The organism is Pseudomonas sp. S2_B07 (genome assembly GCF_054668435.1).
Genome location: NZ_CP162769.1, coordinates 5,062,888 through 5,080,022, shown reverse-complemented (window position 1 = coordinate 5,080,022; position 17,135 = coordinate 5,062,888). Strand labels below are relative to the sequence as shown.

Here is a 17,135-nt window from a genome sequence, read left to right as displayed (position 1 = left end):
TTATCAGAACACGACTGTCTTGTTGCCGTGTACCAACACCCGGTCTTCCAGGTGATAACGCAGACCGCGTGCCAACACCATTTTCTCGACGTCACGGCCGAAACGCACCATGTCTTCAATGCTGTCACTGTGGCTGACACGCACCACGTCCTGCTCGATGATCGGGCCGGCATCCAGCTCTTCGGTCACGTAGTGGCAGGTTGCGCCGATCAACTTCACACCGCGCAGGGAGGCCTGATGATACGGCTTGGCGCCAACGAATGAAGGCAGGAAGCTGTGGTGAATGTTAATGACCTTGTGCGCGTATTCGCTGCACAACGCCGGCGGCAGAATTTGCATGTATCGGGCAAGTACCACCACTTCAGCATCGTGCTGTTTGACCAGACGCGAGACTTCGGCGAACGCCGGCTCTTTGTCCTGTGGATTGACCGGCACATGGTAATAAGGAATGCCGTGCCACTCGACCATGCTGCGCAAGTCGTCGTGGTTGGAAATCACGCAGGAGATTTCACAGTCCAGTTCATCACTGTGCCAGCGGTGCAGCAAGTCAGCCAGGCAGTGGGATTCGCGGCTGGCCATCAATACCACGCGTTTTTTCTGTGCGGTATCGGTGATGCGCCAATTCATCGAGAACTCTTCAGCTATCGGTGCAAAGGCTTCGCGGAAGGCTTCGATACCGAAAGGCAGCGAATCGGCACGAATTTCGTGACGCATGAAGAACCAGCCACTGAGGTTGTCCGAGTGATGGCTCGCTTCGGTGATCCAGCCGTTATGTGACGCCAGAAAGTTACTGACTTTAGCAACGATGCCGACGCGGTCCGGGCAAGCAATCACCAGCCGAAAAGTGCGCATGAGGGGGAAACTCCAGAACTTCGCAAAGGCCGCCATTCTAGCGATTACGCAACAAAACTGCAGTATTGATGACGTCTTGCCTGGCACACGGTCTGTGGAGCCGGCCAGGAAAGCACCCGTTCCCCGCGCGGTGGTGATCTTTTAGTCGATATCAAGAGTCCATTTGTGAAGATCTGTGATGACTGCATCACACTATTTAATCAGCTCTTCAATCTGCGCCCTATTCCTGACAACTAATTTAATTAAAACGCCGGTTAAATGTTTACTTGATGAAACACCCTGACTATTATTGCGGCACTGTCCCCCTGCCATCCAGTCTCCAACATAAGGTAGTCCTCATGTCCTTGATCAACGAATATCGTGCCACCGAAGAAGCTATCAAAGAGCTGCAAGCCCGTTTGAAGAACCTGTCCCAAGACGACAAACTGCAAACCGAGCTGGAATTCGAAGGCAAACTGCGCACCCTGATGGGCGAATACTCCAAGTCCCTGCGTGACATCATCGCGCTGTTGGATCCAGAGTCCAAATCCAAAGCGCCACGCGGCGGTGCAGTAAAAACTACTGGCACCAAGCGTGCTCGCAAAGTTAAACAATACAAAAACCCGCACAATGGCGAAGTCATCGAAACCAAAGGTGGCAACCACAAAACTCTGAAAGAGTGGAAAGCCAAGTGGGGCGGCGACGTGGTTGAAGGCTGGGCTACCCTGCTGGGCTAAGCCATAGCGCTTGTCACAGATAAAAGCGTGACAAAAAATAACGCCAGCGAAAGCTGGCGTTTTTTTATGCCTGCCATTGAGGCATGTCTATTTTCGTTTTCAAAGATTCAAACGTTTGCGTAATGCTTCGACATAATTTTGCCATTCATAGAGCACCTCTCGCTGAAACGATGTAGCAGTTTCATGCAATTGGGCCGTGGCTTCTGTAAAACTATTCAGCGTATTGGGTGCCCCGCATTCGGGCACTGTCAGACGTTGCTGACAGAATAATTGCCAACGCGCTTGCTCCTCGGAATTCAACGTATCGGGGAAGTTGCGTGCGCGATATCGAAACAATAATTCCGGCAAGCGTTCGTCATCGAAAGGCCACTGCTCTTGTGATAATTGGGCAGGGTCCGCGGTTCGGACTTGCTCACATAGACGCCGGTCCCGATCACCGATAAAACCATCGTATAACTGTTGCTCGGGGTCCTGGCTCGACGTGAAATCTTCGCGGGCATAAATCGCCTGCACTTTATCTCGCCACACTAGTTGTGCGTCGATTAGCCGCAGCGACCGTTCCTGATAAAGCGCCATGTCCAGCCCCAGACGTCGCTGATCGTCAGGTCGAAGTACCGACAACGGTGCGACCACCGGGCACTTGTTGATGTGAATAAGTTTAAGCGGCACCGGCAGTTCGCCTTCGAACAGCTCATCGCGACGGGTATACAGGCGCTGACGCAAGGTCTCGGCATCCAGATCCAGCAGGCCCTGAGGATCCAGATGCAGGTCACAGACAATCAAGGCGTTCTTGTTGCGTGGGTGCCAGGCCAGGGGCAGCACCACGCCGACGTAACTGCGCGCGGCCGAGAACCGCCCGGAAATATGCACCATCGGCTGCAACAGGCGGATCTGGTCCATCACCTTTTGCTTACTGCGCAACTTGAACAGCCAGTCATACAACTTCGGCTGTTTTTCACGAATCAGCCGCGCCAGCGCAATGGTGGCGCGAACGTCCGACAGCGCCTCGTGGGCATTGCCATGATCAATATTGTTGGCGGCGGTCAGACGTTCGAGCTTGAGCGTTACTCGCCCTTCTTCATCCGTCGGCCAAACGAGCCCGTCGGGCCGCAAGGCATACGCTGCACGCACCACATCGATCAGGTCCCAGCGGCTGTTGCCGCCCTGCCACTCGCGGGCATAGGGGTCGAAAAAATTTCGATACAGGCTGTAACGGGTCATCTCGTCGTCGAAACGCAGCGTGTTGTAACCCGCACCGCACGTGCCCGGCGCTGCCAACTGGGCATGCACACGGGTCATGAAGTCCGCTTCGCTCAAGCCCTGTTCGGCGAGTCGAGCGGGCGTGATTCCGGTGATGGCGCACGCCGCCGGATGCGGCAGGATGTCCTCACTGGGCTGGCAGTAAAGGTTGACCGGCCCGTCTATTTCATTGAGATCGAAGTCGGTGCGAATCCCCGCCACTTGCAGCGGACGATCGCAACGGGGGTTGATGCCAGTGGTTTCATAGTCGTACCAGAAGATCGAGGTCACGGGCTGTTCCTGAACTGAAGATCGGCAAAGTCTAGGCGTTCACATCCCGCCCCGGCCAGTAATCTGTCATTCAATCACCTCTGGCCACTCACCGTGCAATACATAGTTATGTCGTTTTCCCCCGAGAGGCTGCTAGCATCGGGTAGACATTGAATCCCGAACAGGCCACATAAGGTTGCCCATGCTCGAGACCACAGCACTGCCAAGGAAAGCGACGCTGTCCCCGCCACTGGATACGCGGTATCAAGTCGAAACGCCCGAAGGCATCGACTTGCCACTGCGCCCGGCCGGGTTGATGGTCCGTGCGCTGGCGTTCGCCATTGATTTAGGGATACGCGGGCTGATCCTCGGCCTGTTGTTTATCGTGTTGGCGTTTCTCGGAAAGCTGGGCGCCGGGCTGGGCTCGATCCTGCTGTTCGGGGTGAGCTGGTGGTACATGGTGCTGTTCGAAGTGCTCAATCAGGGCCGCTCGCCGGGCAAACAGTGGATGGGCTTGCGCGTGGTGCAGGACGACGGCACGCCGATCGGCTGGTCCGCTTCGCTGCTGCGCAACCTGTTGCGATTTGTCGACCTGCTGCCATTCGGCTATTTCCTCGGGGCCATCAGCTGCCTGCAACACCCGACCTTCAAACGCCTCGGCGACCTGGCCGCCGGCACGCTGGTGATCTACCGCGAACAACCGCTCACCCGACCGCAACTGCCCGAAGCCACCCCCCTGCGTCCGGCCTTCACCCTGACCCTGCCCGAACAACGCGCCATCCTCGCTTTCGCCGAACGCCAGGGTGAACTCTCCAAGGCGCGTACACATGAACTGGCGTCGATCCTGGCTCAACCGTTGCAGGTCTCTGCGCCACACGCGGTGGTCGCACTCAATGGCATCGCCCGCGGCTTGTTGGGGCCCGCATGAAGCAAAGCCATTTCGAAACCCACCACAGGGCCGAGTGGGAACAGTTTTCCCTGACACTGGATCGACTGGAGCGCGGCAAGGACGTCTCCCGAATCGCCGGTTTCCCCAAGGACTATCGGCAGCTTTGCCAACACCTGGCGCTGGCTCGGGAACGCGGCTACAGCAGTTTCCTGATCGATTCCTTGCAGCAACTCGTGCTGCGTGGGCATCAACAGCTGTATCGGCACCGCAGTCAACTGGGCGCCAACCTACTGGGCTTTATCCTGGCCGACTTCCCGCGCCTGGTGCGTGAACAGTGGCGGTTCGTACTGGCCGCCGGCCTGATGTTTTTTGGCAGTCTGATCAGCTTCGCGCTGCTGGTGTATCTGTTCCCGGACCTGGTCTACAACCTGATCCCGGCCGAGCAGGTCAGCGAGATGCAAAGCATGTACGACCCCGTCGCCGGCCATTTGGGACGCACGGCGGAACGCGCCGCCAGTGAAGACTGGGTGATGTTCGGTTACTACATCATGCACAACATCGGCATCGCCTTTCAGACCTTTGCCAGCGGTTTGTTCTTCGGTCTGGGGAGCGCGTTTTTCCTGCTGTTCAACGGCTTGATCATCGGCGCAGTGGCCGGGCACCTGACGCACGTCGGCTACGGGCAAACCTTCTGGTCGTTCGTGATCGGCCACGGTGCTTTTGAACTGACGGCCATTGCCCTGGCCGGTGCCGCCGGCCTGAAACTGGGCTGGGCTTTGATCGCGCCGGGACGCCTGCCCCGCGCCGAAGCGCTGCGACTGGCGGCACGCAAGAGCGTACTGCTGATCTGCGGCGTGATGGTGTTTCTGTTGATTGCGGCGTTTATCGAAGCGTACTGGTCGTCGATGACAGCACCGGAGCCCATGACCAAATACCTGGTCGGCGCCGCGCTCTGGGCGTTGGTCGCGACTTATTTGCTGTTTGCCGGACGAACTCGCCATGCGCCTGAGTGACGCCACCGTCGTGATCCGTCCGCGCACCACCTGGGAAGCCATGGACCTGGGCGTGCTGATGAGCCAGCGCCATCGTCGCCTGCTGATGACCAGTTGGGCCATCGTCACCTTGCCGATCTTCGCCCTGCTCAGTGCAATCTTCTGGGATTCGCCGTCCCTTGCCGTGTTCCTCTTCTGGTGGCTCAAACCGGCGTTCGATCGCTTGCCGTTGTACATCCTGTCCAAAAGCCTGTTCGGTGAAACGCCGACACTCAAACAGGCGCTGCGCGAATGGCCGCGCCTGCTCAAGCCGCAACTGCTGGCCAGCCTGACCTGGCGCCGCCTGAGCCTGAGCCGTAGTTTTGTCATGCCGGTGGTGCAACTCGAAGGCCTCCACGGTCACGCGCGCGAACAGCGCTTGCAGGTACTGCTGCAGCGCAATGCCGGTGCCGCGCAATGGCTGACCATTATCGGCGTGCACCTGGAGAGTGCGCTGTGGATTGGCCTGATGGTGCTGTTCTACCTGCTCCTGCCGCAGCAGATCGAACTCGACTGGAGCTGGCAGACCTTGATCACCGCCGCCGTGCAGGACTGGCGATGGCTGGAACACCTTATCAATGCTTTTTACGTGCTGGTGCTGATGGTCTGGGAGCCGATCTATGTGGCCTGCGGCTTCAGTCTTTACCTGAACCGCCGCACGGTGCTGGAAGCGTGGGACATCGAACTGGTGTTCCGCCGTTTGCGCCAACGCCTCAGCACAACCGCCCTTACCCTGTTGCTGGCGGCAATCCTGTGGATACCGGGCACACAACACGTCTGGGCCGCTGAGCCCATCATCACACCGGACAGCCCACGCCTGCTCAATCAACCGCTGACTAGCCAGGCGTCAAAAGACAGCATCAAGGCCCTCCTCGAACAGCCACCGTTCAAAAACAAGGAAACGGTGACCCGCTATCGGTTTGGCGAAGAAAAACCCGATACCAAAACCACGGACGACAGCAAGACACCCGAATGGCTGAAGGCGTTGCTTGCACTGCTCGACAGCCAGCGGTTCGGCGTCCTCGCCACCTTGATTGAAGTGCTGCTGTGGGGCGCGGTGATGGCTGGCGTCGGCCTGCTGATCTGGCGTTACCGTGACTGGTTGCAGGCGTTCGTGAGTCGTCGCCCCTCATTGAAAAGAAAAATCGCCCGTCCAATACCGCAGCAGGCTTTTGGCCTGGACCTCAACCGTGAAACCCTGCCCGACGACATTGCCGCCAGCGCCGAAAGCCTCTGGCAAACCGATCCTCGCGCAGCCCTTGGTCTGCTCTATCGCGCCCTGCTCAGCCACTTGCTGCACGACCACCACATCGCGCTGAAAACCGCCGATACCGAAGGCGAAGTCCTCCAACGCATCGAACAACTGCAACAACCGGCGTTGCTGGCCTTTAGTAAAACCCTGACTCGTCATTGGCAAAACATGGCTTACGGTCATCGTCTTCCACCCGCGCATTCACAACAGGAACTGTGTGACGGCTGGCGAACGTTGTTCGGCCCGGGAGCCGCCCATTGAGCCGGCGTTCAGGGTTGTTTGTCGGCATGGTCATCGCCCTGCTGGTCGGCGCACTGGGTATTTACCTGTACCTGAAAGCCACGCCCTTTCAGGAGGAAATCGATCACGGCCCATCGCCTGAAGCGCAGGCCAATCCTTACCTCGCCGCTGAACAATTTTTGCGCAAGCAGGGCCTGACCGTCAGCCATGCCAACGGAATTGACGTGTTACCCACCCTCGATCCCCGTCAGCACAGCCTGCTATTGCTGGGTGACCGCTACAACATGACCCCACGCCAGATTGATCAGGTGATGAACTGGACTCGGGCCGGTGGCCGCTTATTGTTTGTCGCCCAGTCGTTGTGGGATGAAAAGACCGGCCAGAGCAACGATCTGCTGCTCGACCGGGTGCAGTTGCACCAGACCTTGAGCAAAGACCTCAAGGAGCCACCGCCCGACATCCTCGACGATCCCTATCCCAAACTGACCAAGCTGTATCTGGAAGATGAAGAAGCACCGGCCTACGCCAGCTTCGACACGGCATTCCACCTCGAAGACCCGAAGAACCTCGCGCAATCCTGGGCCAACAGCGGCAAGGCCACGCACATGATGCAGCTCAACCACGGGCTCGGTTCGATCATCGTGGTCACCGACGCCGACCTGTGGAAAACCCCCGCCATCGACCAGTACGACAACGCCTGGCTGCTGTGGTATCTGACGGCGGACACACGCGTGACGTTGTTGTTCAACACCGATCACGACAGCCTGTTGACCTTGCTGTGGCGTTATTTCCCACAGGCATTGGTGGCCTTGATTGCGCTGATCGCCCTCGGGTTCTGGCACGTTGGCGTACGCCAGGGGCCGCTGCTGGAGCCCGCCACGAAAGGCCGTCGCCAACTCCAGGAGCACCTGCGCGCCAGCGCCGATTTCATGTTGCGTCGCCAGGGTCAGCAGCACCTGCTGCAAGCGTTGCAACAAGACATCCTGCGCCGTGTGCGGCGCCGTCATCCCGGTTTCGAACAACTCGGCGTCGCCGAACAATGGCTGGTGCTCGCACGCCTGACCGGCCAACCCACACGCGCTATCAGCCAGGCCATGAGCCCGCGACCGAAACAGCGGCTGTCCAGCGCTGACTTCAGCCGTCAGGTCGCCCACCTGCAAACCTTGAGGAACACGCTATGAGTGAACAGATCGAGCCCGGTTCGCCGACTCACGTCGCCCAGCAACGCCAGCGTGCCAGTCAACTGGCCCAGGCGGTGCGCGGCGAATTGCAGAAAGCCGTGATTGGCCAGGACACCGTGATCGACGACGTGCTGACAGCGCTGATCGCCGGCGGTCATGTGCTGCTCGAAGGCGTGCCGGGGCTGGGCAAGACCTTGCTGGTGCGCGCCCTCGCCAAGTGCTTCGGCGGCGAGTTTGCACGCATCCAGTTCACCCCCGACCTGATGCCCAGCGATGTCACCGGGCACGCGGTCTACGACTTGAACACCGAGCAGTTCAAATTGCGTAAAGGCCCGTTGTTCACCAACCTGCTGCTGGCCGACGAGATTAACCGCGCCCCGGCGAAAACCCAGGCCGCGCTGCTCGAAGCCATGCAGGAACGCCAGGTCACCCTGGAAGGCCGCGCCCTGCCCATCGTGCAACCGTTCATGGTGCTCGCCACGCAAAACCCCATCGAACAGGAAGGCACCTATCCCCTGCCCGAAGCCGAGCTTGATCGCTTCATGCTCAAGGTGCGCATGGATTACCCCGACGTCGAGCAAGAGCTGAACATGGTCCGCCAGGTCAGCCGCTCGACCCGCGCCGACATGCTCGATGTGCAACCGCTGCGCACCCTGATGCAAGCCAAAGACGTGTCGGCCTTGCAGCGCATTGCCAGCGACTTGCCGCTGGACGACCAGGTGCTCGACTACGCCGTACGCCTGGCCCGCGCGACCCGGACCTGGCCCGGCCTGATCCTCGGCGCCGGTCCTCGGGCGTCCATTGCACTGGTGCGCTGCGCCCGGGCCCGTGCCTTGCTGCGTGGCGGTGAATTTGTGATTCCGGACGACATCAAGGGCTGTGCGCTGGCGGTATTGCGTCATCGCGTACGCATCGCGCCGGAGCTGGATATCGAAGGGCTGGACGTCGATCAGGTGCTCGGGCAATTGCTCGACCAAGTACCGGCGCCGCGCCTGTGAAACCCTCGCGCCTGCTGCTGATCTGGCTCGCAATCCTGCTGGCCATCGGCATCGTGCTGGGCGCGTCGCGGGCGCTGGACATCACCGTCCCATCGCCCCTTCTGTCGATCAACTGGGGACTGCTGCTGGCCCTGTTCGCGCTGGCCGTGCTCGACGCCTTGCGCCTCAAACGCCTGCCCTCGCCGCGCCTGCGCCGACACATGCCCGGCAGCCTGGCGTTGGGTCGGTGGAGTGAAGTGCGACTGGATGTTGAGCATGCGTTCACCCAACCGCTGAACGTGCAGCTTTTCGACCATGTGCCGTCGGGACTGAGTGTTGAAAACCTGCCGCTGACCGTCGAATTGCAACCCGGCCTACAGAGCCAGATGGGCTATCGACTGCGCCCGCTCAAACGCGGCCACTTCAGCTTCGAACACTGCGAAATCAGCCTGCCCAGCCCGCTCGGATTATGGTCCGACAAACGCCTGCTGAACGCAGTCGACTCCACCCGCGTCTACCCCGACTTCGCTCGCCTCTATGGCGGCGAACTGTTGGCGGTGGACAACTGGATCAGCCAGCTCGGTGTACGCCAAAAACAACGTCGGGGGCTGGGCCTCGAATTTCATCAACTGAGAGAGTTCCGTGAAGGCGACAGCCTGCGCCAGATCGACTGGAAAGCCACCGCCCGCCAACGCACACCCATCGCCCGCGAATATCAGGACGAGCGAGACCAGCAGATTATCTTCATGCTCGACTGCGGCCGGCACATGCGCAGCCAGGACGGCGAACTCGCGCATTTCGATCACGCACTCAATGCCTGCCTCTTGCTCAGCTACATCGCCCTGCGCCAGGGCGATGCGGTGGGTCTGAGTACGTTCGCCAGCGACCGCGCGCATTACCTGGCCCCGGTCAAAGGCACTGGCCAATTGAACGTCTTGCTCAACAGCGTCTACGACCTCGACAGCACCCAACGCCCCGCCGATTACCAGGCGGCCGTCACGCAACTACTGGCCCGCCAAAAACGCCGGGCACTGGTGGTGCTGGTCACCAACCTGCGCGATGAAGATGATGAAGAGTTGTTGACCGCGGTCAAACGCCTGAGCAAGCAACATCGGGTGCTGGTGGCGAGTTTGCGTGAAGACTTGCTCGATCATTTGCGGCACGCGCCGGTGCAAACCTTGCCGGAGGCGCTGACGTATTGCGGGACGGTGGATTACCTGAATGCACGGGCAGAACTCCATGAGCGGTTGAGCGCTCATGGAGTGCCAGTGCTTGATGCCCAACCAATGGAGTTGGGGGCAGAATTGGTGACTCGCTATTTAGGTTGGAAAAAAGCCGGAACAATTTAATGGCGAGCCGCAATTGATTGGTCTGGTCTTGAGATGCAAATAAATACTGTAAACGAGCACTAATCACTTCCGCTCATCCTAAAAATCGAAAAAAACCTGACTAACAGCCTCATATCTCAATCACAAGGAATTGTTCATGGACGAGAAAACTATATTCGCTTCAGTGCTGACGAAAATCTATGAGAACCAACTGGCGCTGGGAGCGGCAGTAGAAGAGCTATCAAATTGGGTGGAGCAACATGGGGCTATCGAAGTAGCGGGTAACATCCAAGGTGCGCTGGAAGCACTCGATCGAAACCAAGAATTTATAACGTTGGCACTCCTCTCTATCTCTACAGATTTTAATGAACCACGGAATCCAAAAAAGCCCGGATCCTAACGCCTAGCTAACCTTCAATTTCCTGCCGTCTTTCCTCAGCTGTTCCCCTAGCGCTTTATCGCCTAATAGCTAGGGGAAGATGCTCCGCCACGCGACGTCATACATTCATGACAGGCAACCCACTTTTTGCACCCGCCACATGGTGGAGCATAGCCGTGCAAACGACTACATAATGAAGCGCCACTGCCTACAGATCTCATCGACCCTGTCTGATTGTGGCAAGCCCCGTCCCAACATAAGGTTCTCCTACCGACCGCCACCCATTTCGTCTCGTACAGAAGTGGTGTAGCCCAACAAGGAGTGAACCAATGCCCCCCAGATCCGTGTTACCCAGAATGAATCTTCCTTCCCCCTACAGTTTCCTCGATTCGAGAAAACTCCACGAAGCTGCCAAAAAAGCTCTAGATCACTATCTCAAACGGAAAAACACTGAATCGTGCTTTGCCGACGAAAGCGCTAATGAGGAAAGACACATGAAAATGTTCACCGTTGTCCCGGACGCCAATCCCGAAGCCTTGACCATCGAGACCTACGAAACGTTTTCGACGGTCAGCATTTTGCTACTCGACCTAGCTGAAAGCCTGGACAACACGCCGCGGCATCTGGCGATGGCTATTTATCGGATGAGTGAGTTGGGGTTGATGCTGGTGGAGCGGTCGCTGGATAACGAGAAGGCGATCAAGGTAACCGCCGCTTAACTACCCGTCGATTGTGCTGACGTCTTCGCGGGCAAGCCCGCTCCCACAGGGATCGGCGGCGAACACACAGTTTTGTGAACGACGCCAGACACTGTGGGAGCGGGCTTGCCCGCGATGGCGATGGTGAAAACGCCAATGAACTTCAGGCAGACGCCGGCATCGGCTGAAAACTGAAGTACTGCGTCAGCGCCTCCACCAATTGCCCATACTCCGGCGGTGCCCGTTGCAGGCTGAACCCGGCGTCGTAATGGTGGGGGGTTGCGTCTTCATGGCACCACAGGCAACACGCCGTGAGGTCAATGACCTGCTGGCAACCGTCGGTGGCGGGGATTTTCAGACGCAGGTCAAAGTCGACACCCACCATCATGGGCAACTGACTGATGAGCATCAGCCCGTCTGCAGACACGTTGCCGAGAAAGCCGATGGGTTTGTCGGTGACGCTGTTGAACACTCTCAAGAAATACGGCAGCTGATGCCGCTCGATCCGGCGGTCGGTAAACATGCGCAAATGGCCCAGCAAGGCCCTTAAGCAGGGCCGCACTAATGCTTCGGAACGGGCTCTTCCATTTCGTCCATGGAAGTGAACACGCTCTCCCCGTTCCCGGTGCGACAGTCCGTGCAACCGCTGACGCTTACTCCTGCCGATCACAGGTATGACCTCGGCTTTAAAGGCAAGGCTCTAAAACCGATCTCCTGGACTATAGCTCACCCCCGCCGAGCGGCCAGGGAAAACGGCAATCAGTACGTCGCCGGGCGTGGGCTCGCAGCGTTGCGCAATGGGTAATGGCCCGTACTCTGCAGGGTTTCCAGACGAGCGCGGGCGCGGTAGGCGTATTCGCTTTGCGGGTAGGTGGCAATGATGTACTGGTAAGTCTGCGCCGCATCGACGAACAGCATCTGCCGTTCCAGGCACTGGCCGCGCATCATCGACACTTCCGGCCACACATAAGGCCGCGCACGGCTGGAGCGCTCGACTTTCGACAGTTCGAGCATGACCTGCTCGCAATTGCCACGGTCGTAGGCGCTGTACGCGAGGTTTAAATGATGGTTCATCGACCAACGGGCACAACCCGTCACACTGAGGGCAAGGACGGCAATGAGCGCAAATCGCATGGGGGGATCTCCTGTCTTGAGCGCTGTATCGGCCTGCTGGCGAAAATCTTCAGGAATGTTCATTTCAATAAACAAACGAAAAAGTAGTGCATACGAACAATGACTACACCCACGGAGCATAGTAGCCTCACTCAGCGCTTGAACTCAGGAGTCTTTGAATGTCCGTCCGTCGTACCAAAATCGTCGCTACCCTTGGCCCGGCCAGTAACTCGCCGGAAGTTCTCGAACAGCTGATTCTGGCTGGCCTGGACGTCGCCCGCCTGAACTTCTCCCACGGCACCCCCGACGAGCACAAGGCTCGCGCGAAGCTGGTGCGTGACCTCGCTGCCAAGCACGGCCGCTTCGTTGCCCTGCTGGGTGACCTGCAAGGCCCGAAAATCCGTATCGCCAAATTCGCCAACAAGAAGATCGAGCTGAAGATCGGTGATCAATTCACCTTCTCCACCAGCCATCCTCTGACCGAAGGCAACCAGCAAGTGGTCGGCATCGACTACCCGGACCTGGTCAAAGACTGCGGCGTGGGCGACGAGCTACTGCTCGACGACGGTCGCGTGGTAATGCGCGTTGATACCGCCACCGCCACCGAGCTGAACTGCACCGTGCTGATCGGCGGTCCGCTGTCCGACCATAAAGGCATCAACCGTCGCGGCGGTGGTTTGACCGCACCGGCCCTGACCGAGAAAGACAAGGCCGACATCAAACTCGCTGCCGAGATGGAAGTCGACTACCTCGCCGTGTCCTTCCCGCGTGACGCCGCCGACATGGAATACGCCCGTCAACTGCGCGACGAGGCCGGCGGTACTGCCTGGCTGGTGGCGAAGATCGAACGCGCCGAAGCCGTGGCTGACGACGAAACCCTCGACGCGCTGATCCAGGCGTCCGATGCGGTCATGGTTGCCCGTGGTGATTTGGGTGTGGAAATCGGCGACGCTGAGCTGGTGGGCATTCAGAAGAAAATCATTCTGCACGCACGCCGCCACAACAAGGCTGTGATCGTGGCGACTCAGATGATGGAGTCGATGATCCAGAACCCGATGCCGACCCGCGCCGAAGTGTCCGACGTGGCCAACGCCGTGCTCGACTACACCGACGCCGTGATGCTTTCGGCCGAAAGTGCTGCCGGTCTGTACCCGCTGGAAGCTGTTCAGGCGATGGCGCGCATCTGCGTCGGCGCTGAAAAGCACCCGACCAGCAAGACTTCCAGCCACCGTATCGGCAAAGTGTTCGAAAGCTGCGACCAGAGCATCGCGCTGGCGGCCATGTACACCGCCAACCACTTCCCGGGCGTGAAAGCGATCATCGCCCTGACCGAAAGTGGCTACACGCCGTTGATCATGTCGCGCATCCGCTCTTCGGTGCCGATCTACGCGTTCTCCCCACACCGCGAAACCCAGGCCCGCGCGGCCATGTTCCGGGGTGTCTACACCGTACCGTTCGACCCGGCATCGCTGCCGCCTGAGCAAGTCAGCCAGGCCGCGATCGACGAGTTGCTCAAGCGCGGCGTTGTGGAGAAAGGCGACTGGGTCATCCTGACCAAAGGCGACAGCTACCACACCATCGGCGGCACCAACGGGATGAAAATCCTGCACGTTGGCGACCCGATGGTCTGAGTGACCGGCCGCTGAAAAACAAAAGCCCCGCCATGTGAATGGCGGGGCTTTTTGCATTCTGGTCAAACAGCTGGGTTGTCTGGGCGGGCCTCATCGCGGGCAAGCCCGGCTCCCACAGGTTTTGAGTCGAACTCCAGTTTGTGATCACTACCCACCACTGTGGGAGCCGGGCTTGCCCGCGATGAGGCCGGCCCAGTCACCGAAGATTCAATGCCGCTTGATAAACCCGGTCAACGCCGCCAACGCTTCTGGCGACCGCAGCCGCTGGGTGAATAACGCGCCCTCTTCTTCTATCACCTTGCGCAGCAATTCCCGGTCCGGCGCTTTCATCAATTGCTTGCTGATGCGCACCGCTTCCGGTGGCAACGATTCAAAGCGCAACGCCATCTCCCGCGCCTTGGCCAACGCCGCTTCGCCACTGCCCAACGCCTCGGTGGCAATTCCCCACTCGGCCGCTTGTACACCGCTGAACCCTTCACCCAGCAGCAACAACTCCGCCGCTTTGGCATGCCCAATCAAACGCGGCAGGAGCAGGCTGGAGCCGAATTCCGGACACAACCCGAGATTGACGAACGGCATCCTCAGGCGAGCATCCCGACTGACATACACCAGATCGCAATGCAGCAGCATCGTCGTGCCAATCCCCACCGCCGCACCCGCCACCGCAGCGATTACCGGTTTACGGCATTCCAGCAAATTGAGCATGAAATGAAACACCGGGCTGTCGAGGTTGCCCGGCGGTTGCTGGATGAAGTCGGCGATGTCGTTGCCGGCGGTGAAGCACTCGGCGCTGCCGGCGATCAGCACGGCGTTGATTTCAGGGTCGGTGTCGGCCTGCTTCAGCGCTTCGGCCAAGTGGCTGTACATGGCGCGCGTCAGGGCGTTTTTCTTTTCGGGGCGATTCAGGCGCAGCGTCAGCACACCGCGTTCGCGTTCAATCTGGATGGCATCGGTCATGGTGGGTCTCGCGTCTGAAAAAATCAGCGCTCAACCACGAGGCAGGAACACATCGGCCAGCAGTTGATTGCGCGGCAAACCCGCGAGGTACAGGCGCCGGGAAAAGGCGTCGACACTGTCGGGGGCTCCGCAGACTAAGGCCAGGGTTTGCCGGGAGACAAGCCGCAGTTGCGCCAATGCCTGCGGCAACTCGGCCGGGGTCCAGTGTTCGACGCTGAGGTTTTCACGGCCCTCGGCGATGGCTTGCAGGGGTTTGGCCAGGTAATGCTCATTGGCATCATGGGCAAGGTGAATGACGCGGATAGCGCCCTGATGATCCTGACGCAAGGCTTCGCGCAAGACTCCGAACAAAGGGCCAAGACCGGTGCCGGCGGCCAATAGCCACAGCGGTCGAGTGTGCCAGTCCGGATCGTAATGCAAGGCCCCGCCGCGCAGTTCGCCGAGGCGAATCGGGTCACCGATTTTCAGCTGACGGGCCGCATCGCTGAATGCCCCCGGCTGACGGCAATCCAGGTGAAATTCCAGAAAGCGGTCTTCTTCCGGCAGGCTGGCCAATGAATAAGGCCGCGCCACGTTGCCGGCCCACAACACCAGATGTTGCCCAGCGCTATAGCGCAGCGGACGCTCGGGGGTCAGGCGCAAACGCAACACACTGGCGCTCAACCAATCCACGGCGGCCACCTCGGCCGGGCGACCGTCCTGTTGCGGGTCGAAGGTGTGCACGTGCAGGTCTTCGACTACCTGGCATTGGCATGCCAGGCGCCAGCCTTGTTGGCGCTGCTCGGCGCTCAAGGCATCCGGGCGGCTGTCGCCCGGCAAGCCTTGCACACATTGCACCAGGCAGGCATGGCAACTGCCGGCACGGCAACTGTAGGGCACCGGCACGCCGTTTTGATTCAAGGCGTCGAGCAGGTTGCTGCCCGGCGCCACCGTAAAGTGGCGCTCGCCGACGCGTAACTCAGGCATCGACGTTCTCCCAGGCCGCCGCGCACCGGTTGCGCCCGTCACGCTTGGCGCGGTAAAGCGCCTGGTCCGCGCGCTGCAAGGCATCGTCAAGATCGTCGCCCAGTTCCAGCAATGTCATGCCCGCCGACAAGCTGAGATGGGCGACATCGAGGCCGATCAACTCGACATCGGTGAAGGCGATACGCAACCGTTCACAGCACGCGGTCAAGCGTTCGGCATCGCAATCGGGCACCAGCACCACAAATTCTTCGCCGCCATAACGCGCCAACACGTCGCCGTCGCGCAGGCATGCGGTCGCGACACCGGCAAAGGCTTGCAAGACCTGATCGCCCGCCGCATGGCCGTGCACATCGTTGATGCGTTTGAAGTGGTCAAGGTCGATCAAGGCAAGGCCATGCATCACGCCGGCGTCCATGGCATTGAGTTCGCGGGAGGCCAGGCGCAGAAAATGGCGGCGGTTGAACAGCCCGGTGAGTTCGTCGGTGGCGACCAGGTCTTCGAGCTGGCGCATCATCCCGCGCAGGGTGTCCTGGTGCGCTTGCAACGCGAAGCGCCGTTGCCGCATGCGTTGACGCGACGCCTGGACATAGCGGGCGTAGAGCACCAGCCAGATCAACACGATAAACAGCACAGACACTTGCAACCCGGCCAGCGCCGGGTCGGGCAATTGAAAGCGGTAGCCCTCCCACAGCGTGATCGCGCTGAAACTGAAAAACACCAACAGCGCACACCGCACCAACGCTCGACGCGACAGATGGAACAGCCCGAACAGCAGAATCAGCACATAGAACACCAGGAACGCGCCGCGTGCTTCATCCAGATTGGCGATCAGCCAGGTTTGCCAGCCCAGCCCCATCAGCACTTGCACTTCGGTCAGGCTGGGGTCGGAAAAACGCAGGTTGCAGCCGCTGTAAAACACCGCGAACAACGCCGCCTGGCTGATGATCACCATGGCCGTGCCGACAGCAACACTGGTTGCGGGTTCGTTGTAGTGGCCGGTGAAAAATGCCAGCCACAGCAACATCAAAGCCAGGGCGTAAGTGCCGGCAGCGAGGGCAAAGCGTTTGAGTAAAAGCCGTTGGATGGCGTTATGGGTCAATCGTTGACTCACCATGCGAAAAGAGGCTGTTTGAGTGTCCTACTCTACAGGCCGTCTGCCACTTTAGTGGCGAGCCGGACAAATGACCATTCAATTTTCGGGGCAAAAAACTGGCGTCAAAAGCATGGCCCGTTTTCCCTAAAATTCAACCCTTGCCCCGATCCCTGTAGCCGCTGGCGAAGCCTGCGGCTACAGGGATCGGGGCATTATGCGACCAACGATTGACTGCCGGCGCGTGTACCCGCCCGCGAGGCGCGGTATACTGCCGCGCCTTTTTAGCGTCGCGCCAGCAGCCCCGGCGTGCCCTGACTCTTCGA

General features: G+C 59.5%; 17 protein-coding genes. 10 read left to right on the top strand and 7 right to left on the bottom strand.

The features are described 5' to 3' along the window. Positions 1-3: 3 nt before the first annotated feature. A complete protein-coding gene (gene purU, locus AB4N43_RS23380; protein ID WP_027922916.1) occupies positions 4-852 on the bottom strand; it encodes a formyltetrahydrofolate deformylase in 849 nt (282 codons plus the stop codon). Between the two features lie 338 nt (positions 853-1,190). On the opposite strand from purU, the gene mvaT reads away from it, so the two are divergent. After that, on the top strand, positions 1,191-1,568 hold the full coding sequence (mvaT, locus tag AB4N43_RS23375) for a histone-like nucleoid-structuring protein MvaT (protein WP_007945872.1): 378 nt from the start codon (positions 1,191-1,193) through the stop codon (positions 1,566-1,568). A gap of 99 nt (positions 1,569-1,667) precedes the next feature. On the opposite strand, the gene sbcB is transcribed toward mvaT, so the two are convergent. Beyond that, positions 1,668-3,098: an exodeoxyribonuclease I gene (sbcB, locus tag AB4N43_RS23370; protein ID WP_460151990.1), complete on the bottom strand. Its 1,431-nt coding sequence runs from the start codon at positions 3,096-3,098 to the stop codon at positions 1,668-1,670. 181 nt (positions 3,099-3,279) lie between these two features. On the opposite strand from sbcB, the gene AB4N43_RS23365 reads away from it, so the two are divergent. The 8 genes from AB4N43_RS23365 to AB4N43_RS23330 all read left to right on the top strand — a co-directional run bounded on the left by AB4N43_RS23365 (position 3,280) and on the right by AB4N43_RS23330 (position 11,073). Next, the gene (locus AB4N43_RS23365) at positions 3,280-4,005 is read left to right on the top strand and encodes an RDD family protein (protein ID WP_027922914.1); all 726 of its coding nucleotides are present in this window, start codon (positions 3,280-3,282) and stop codon (positions 4,003-4,005) included. Next, entirely contained in the window at positions 4,002-4,979 is a 978-nt protein-coding gene (locus AB4N43_RS23360) for a stage II sporulation protein M (protein ID WP_059182256.1), read from the top strand. Before AB4N43_RS23365 ends, AB4N43_RS23360 begins: the two co-directional genes overlap by 4 nt. Next, entirely contained in the window at positions 4,966-6,510 is a 1,545-nt protein-coding gene (locus tag AB4N43_RS23355) for a DUF4129 domain-containing protein (protein ID WP_027922912.1), read from the top strand. Before AB4N43_RS23360 ends, AB4N43_RS23355 begins: the two co-directional genes overlap by 14 nt. After that, entirely contained in the window at positions 6,507-7,670 is a 1,164-nt protein-coding gene (locus tag AB4N43_RS23350) for a DUF4350 domain-containing protein (protein ID WP_460151989.1), read from the top strand. The genes AB4N43_RS23355 and AB4N43_RS23350 overlap by 4 nt, the downstream gene beginning before the upstream one ends. Next, the gene (locus AB4N43_RS23345) at positions 7,667-8,668 is read left to right on the top strand and encodes an AAA family ATPase (protein WP_027922910.1); all 1,002 of its coding nucleotides are present in this window, start codon (positions 7,667-7,669) and stop codon (positions 8,666-8,668) included. Before AB4N43_RS23350 ends, AB4N43_RS23345 begins: the two co-directional genes overlap by 4 nt. Next, positions 8,665-9,996, top strand: coding sequence for a DUF58 domain-containing protein (locus AB4N43_RS23340; RefSeq protein WP_460151988.1), 1,332 nt, complete (start codon positions 8,665-8,667; stop codon positions 9,994-9,996). The genes AB4N43_RS23345 and AB4N43_RS23340 overlap by 4 nt, the downstream gene beginning before the upstream one ends. A 136-nt stretch (positions 9,997-10,132) precedes the next feature. After that, the gene (locus AB4N43_RS23335; protein ID WP_027922908.1) at positions 10,133-10,375 is read left to right on the top strand and encodes a hypothetical protein; all 243 of its coding nucleotides are present in this window, start codon (positions 10,133-10,135) and stop codon (positions 10,373-10,375) included. 308 nt (positions 10,376-10,683) lie between these two features. Then, positions 10,684-11,073, top strand: a complete 390-nt coding sequence (locus AB4N43_RS23330) for a DUF6124 family protein (RefSeq protein WP_460151987.1) — start codon at positions 10,684-10,686, stop codon at positions 11,071-11,073. Between the two features lie 142 nt (positions 11,074-11,215). Here the strand turns inward: AB4N43_RS23330 and AB4N43_RS23325 are convergent, their stop codons facing one another. After that, entirely contained in the window at positions 11,216-11,575 is a 360-nt protein-coding gene (locus tag AB4N43_RS23325) for a PilZ domain-containing protein (RefSeq protein WP_027922906.1), read from the bottom strand. A gap of 236 nt (positions 11,576-11,811) precedes the next feature. Further along, positions 11,812-12,186 (bottom strand): tetratricopeptide repeat protein, encoded by a 375-nt coding sequence (locus AB4N43_RS23320; protein WP_027922905.1) that lies wholly within the window; start codon positions 12,184-12,186, stop codon positions 11,812-11,814. A 158-nt stretch (positions 12,187-12,344) separates the two neighbouring features. On the opposite strand from AB4N43_RS23320, the gene pyk reads away from it, so the two are divergent. After that, positions 12,345-13,796: a pyruvate kinase gene (pyk, locus tag AB4N43_RS23315; RefSeq protein ID WP_027922904.1), complete on the top strand. Its 1,452-nt coding sequence runs from the start codon at positions 12,345-12,347 to the stop codon at positions 13,794-13,796. A gap of 207 nt (positions 13,797-14,003) precedes the next feature. On the opposite strand, the gene AB4N43_RS23310 is transcribed toward pyk, so the two are convergent. From AB4N43_RS23310 to AB4N43_RS23300, 3 genes are read right to left on the bottom strand one after another with little or no spacing between them, the layout of a single operon-like run. Continuing rightward, a complete protein-coding gene (locus AB4N43_RS23310) occupies positions 14,004-14,753 on the bottom strand; it encodes an enoyl-CoA hydratase-related protein (protein WP_410922448.1) in 750 nt (249 codons plus the stop codon). Positions 14,754-14,783: 30 nt separating this feature from the next. Then, positions 14,784-15,719, bottom strand: a complete 936-nt coding sequence (locus AB4N43_RS23305; protein WP_027922902.1) for an iron-sulfur-binding ferredoxin reductase — start codon at positions 15,717-15,719, stop codon at positions 14,784-14,786. Beyond that, the gene (locus AB4N43_RS23300; RefSeq protein WP_027922901.1) at positions 15,712-16,818 is read right to left on the bottom strand and encodes a GGDEF domain-containing protein; all 1,107 of its coding nucleotides are present in this window, start codon (positions 16,816-16,818) and stop codon (positions 15,712-15,714) included. Before AB4N43_RS23300 ends, AB4N43_RS23305 begins: the two co-directional genes overlap by 8 nt. Between the last annotated feature and the right edge of the window lie 317 nt (positions 16,819-17,135).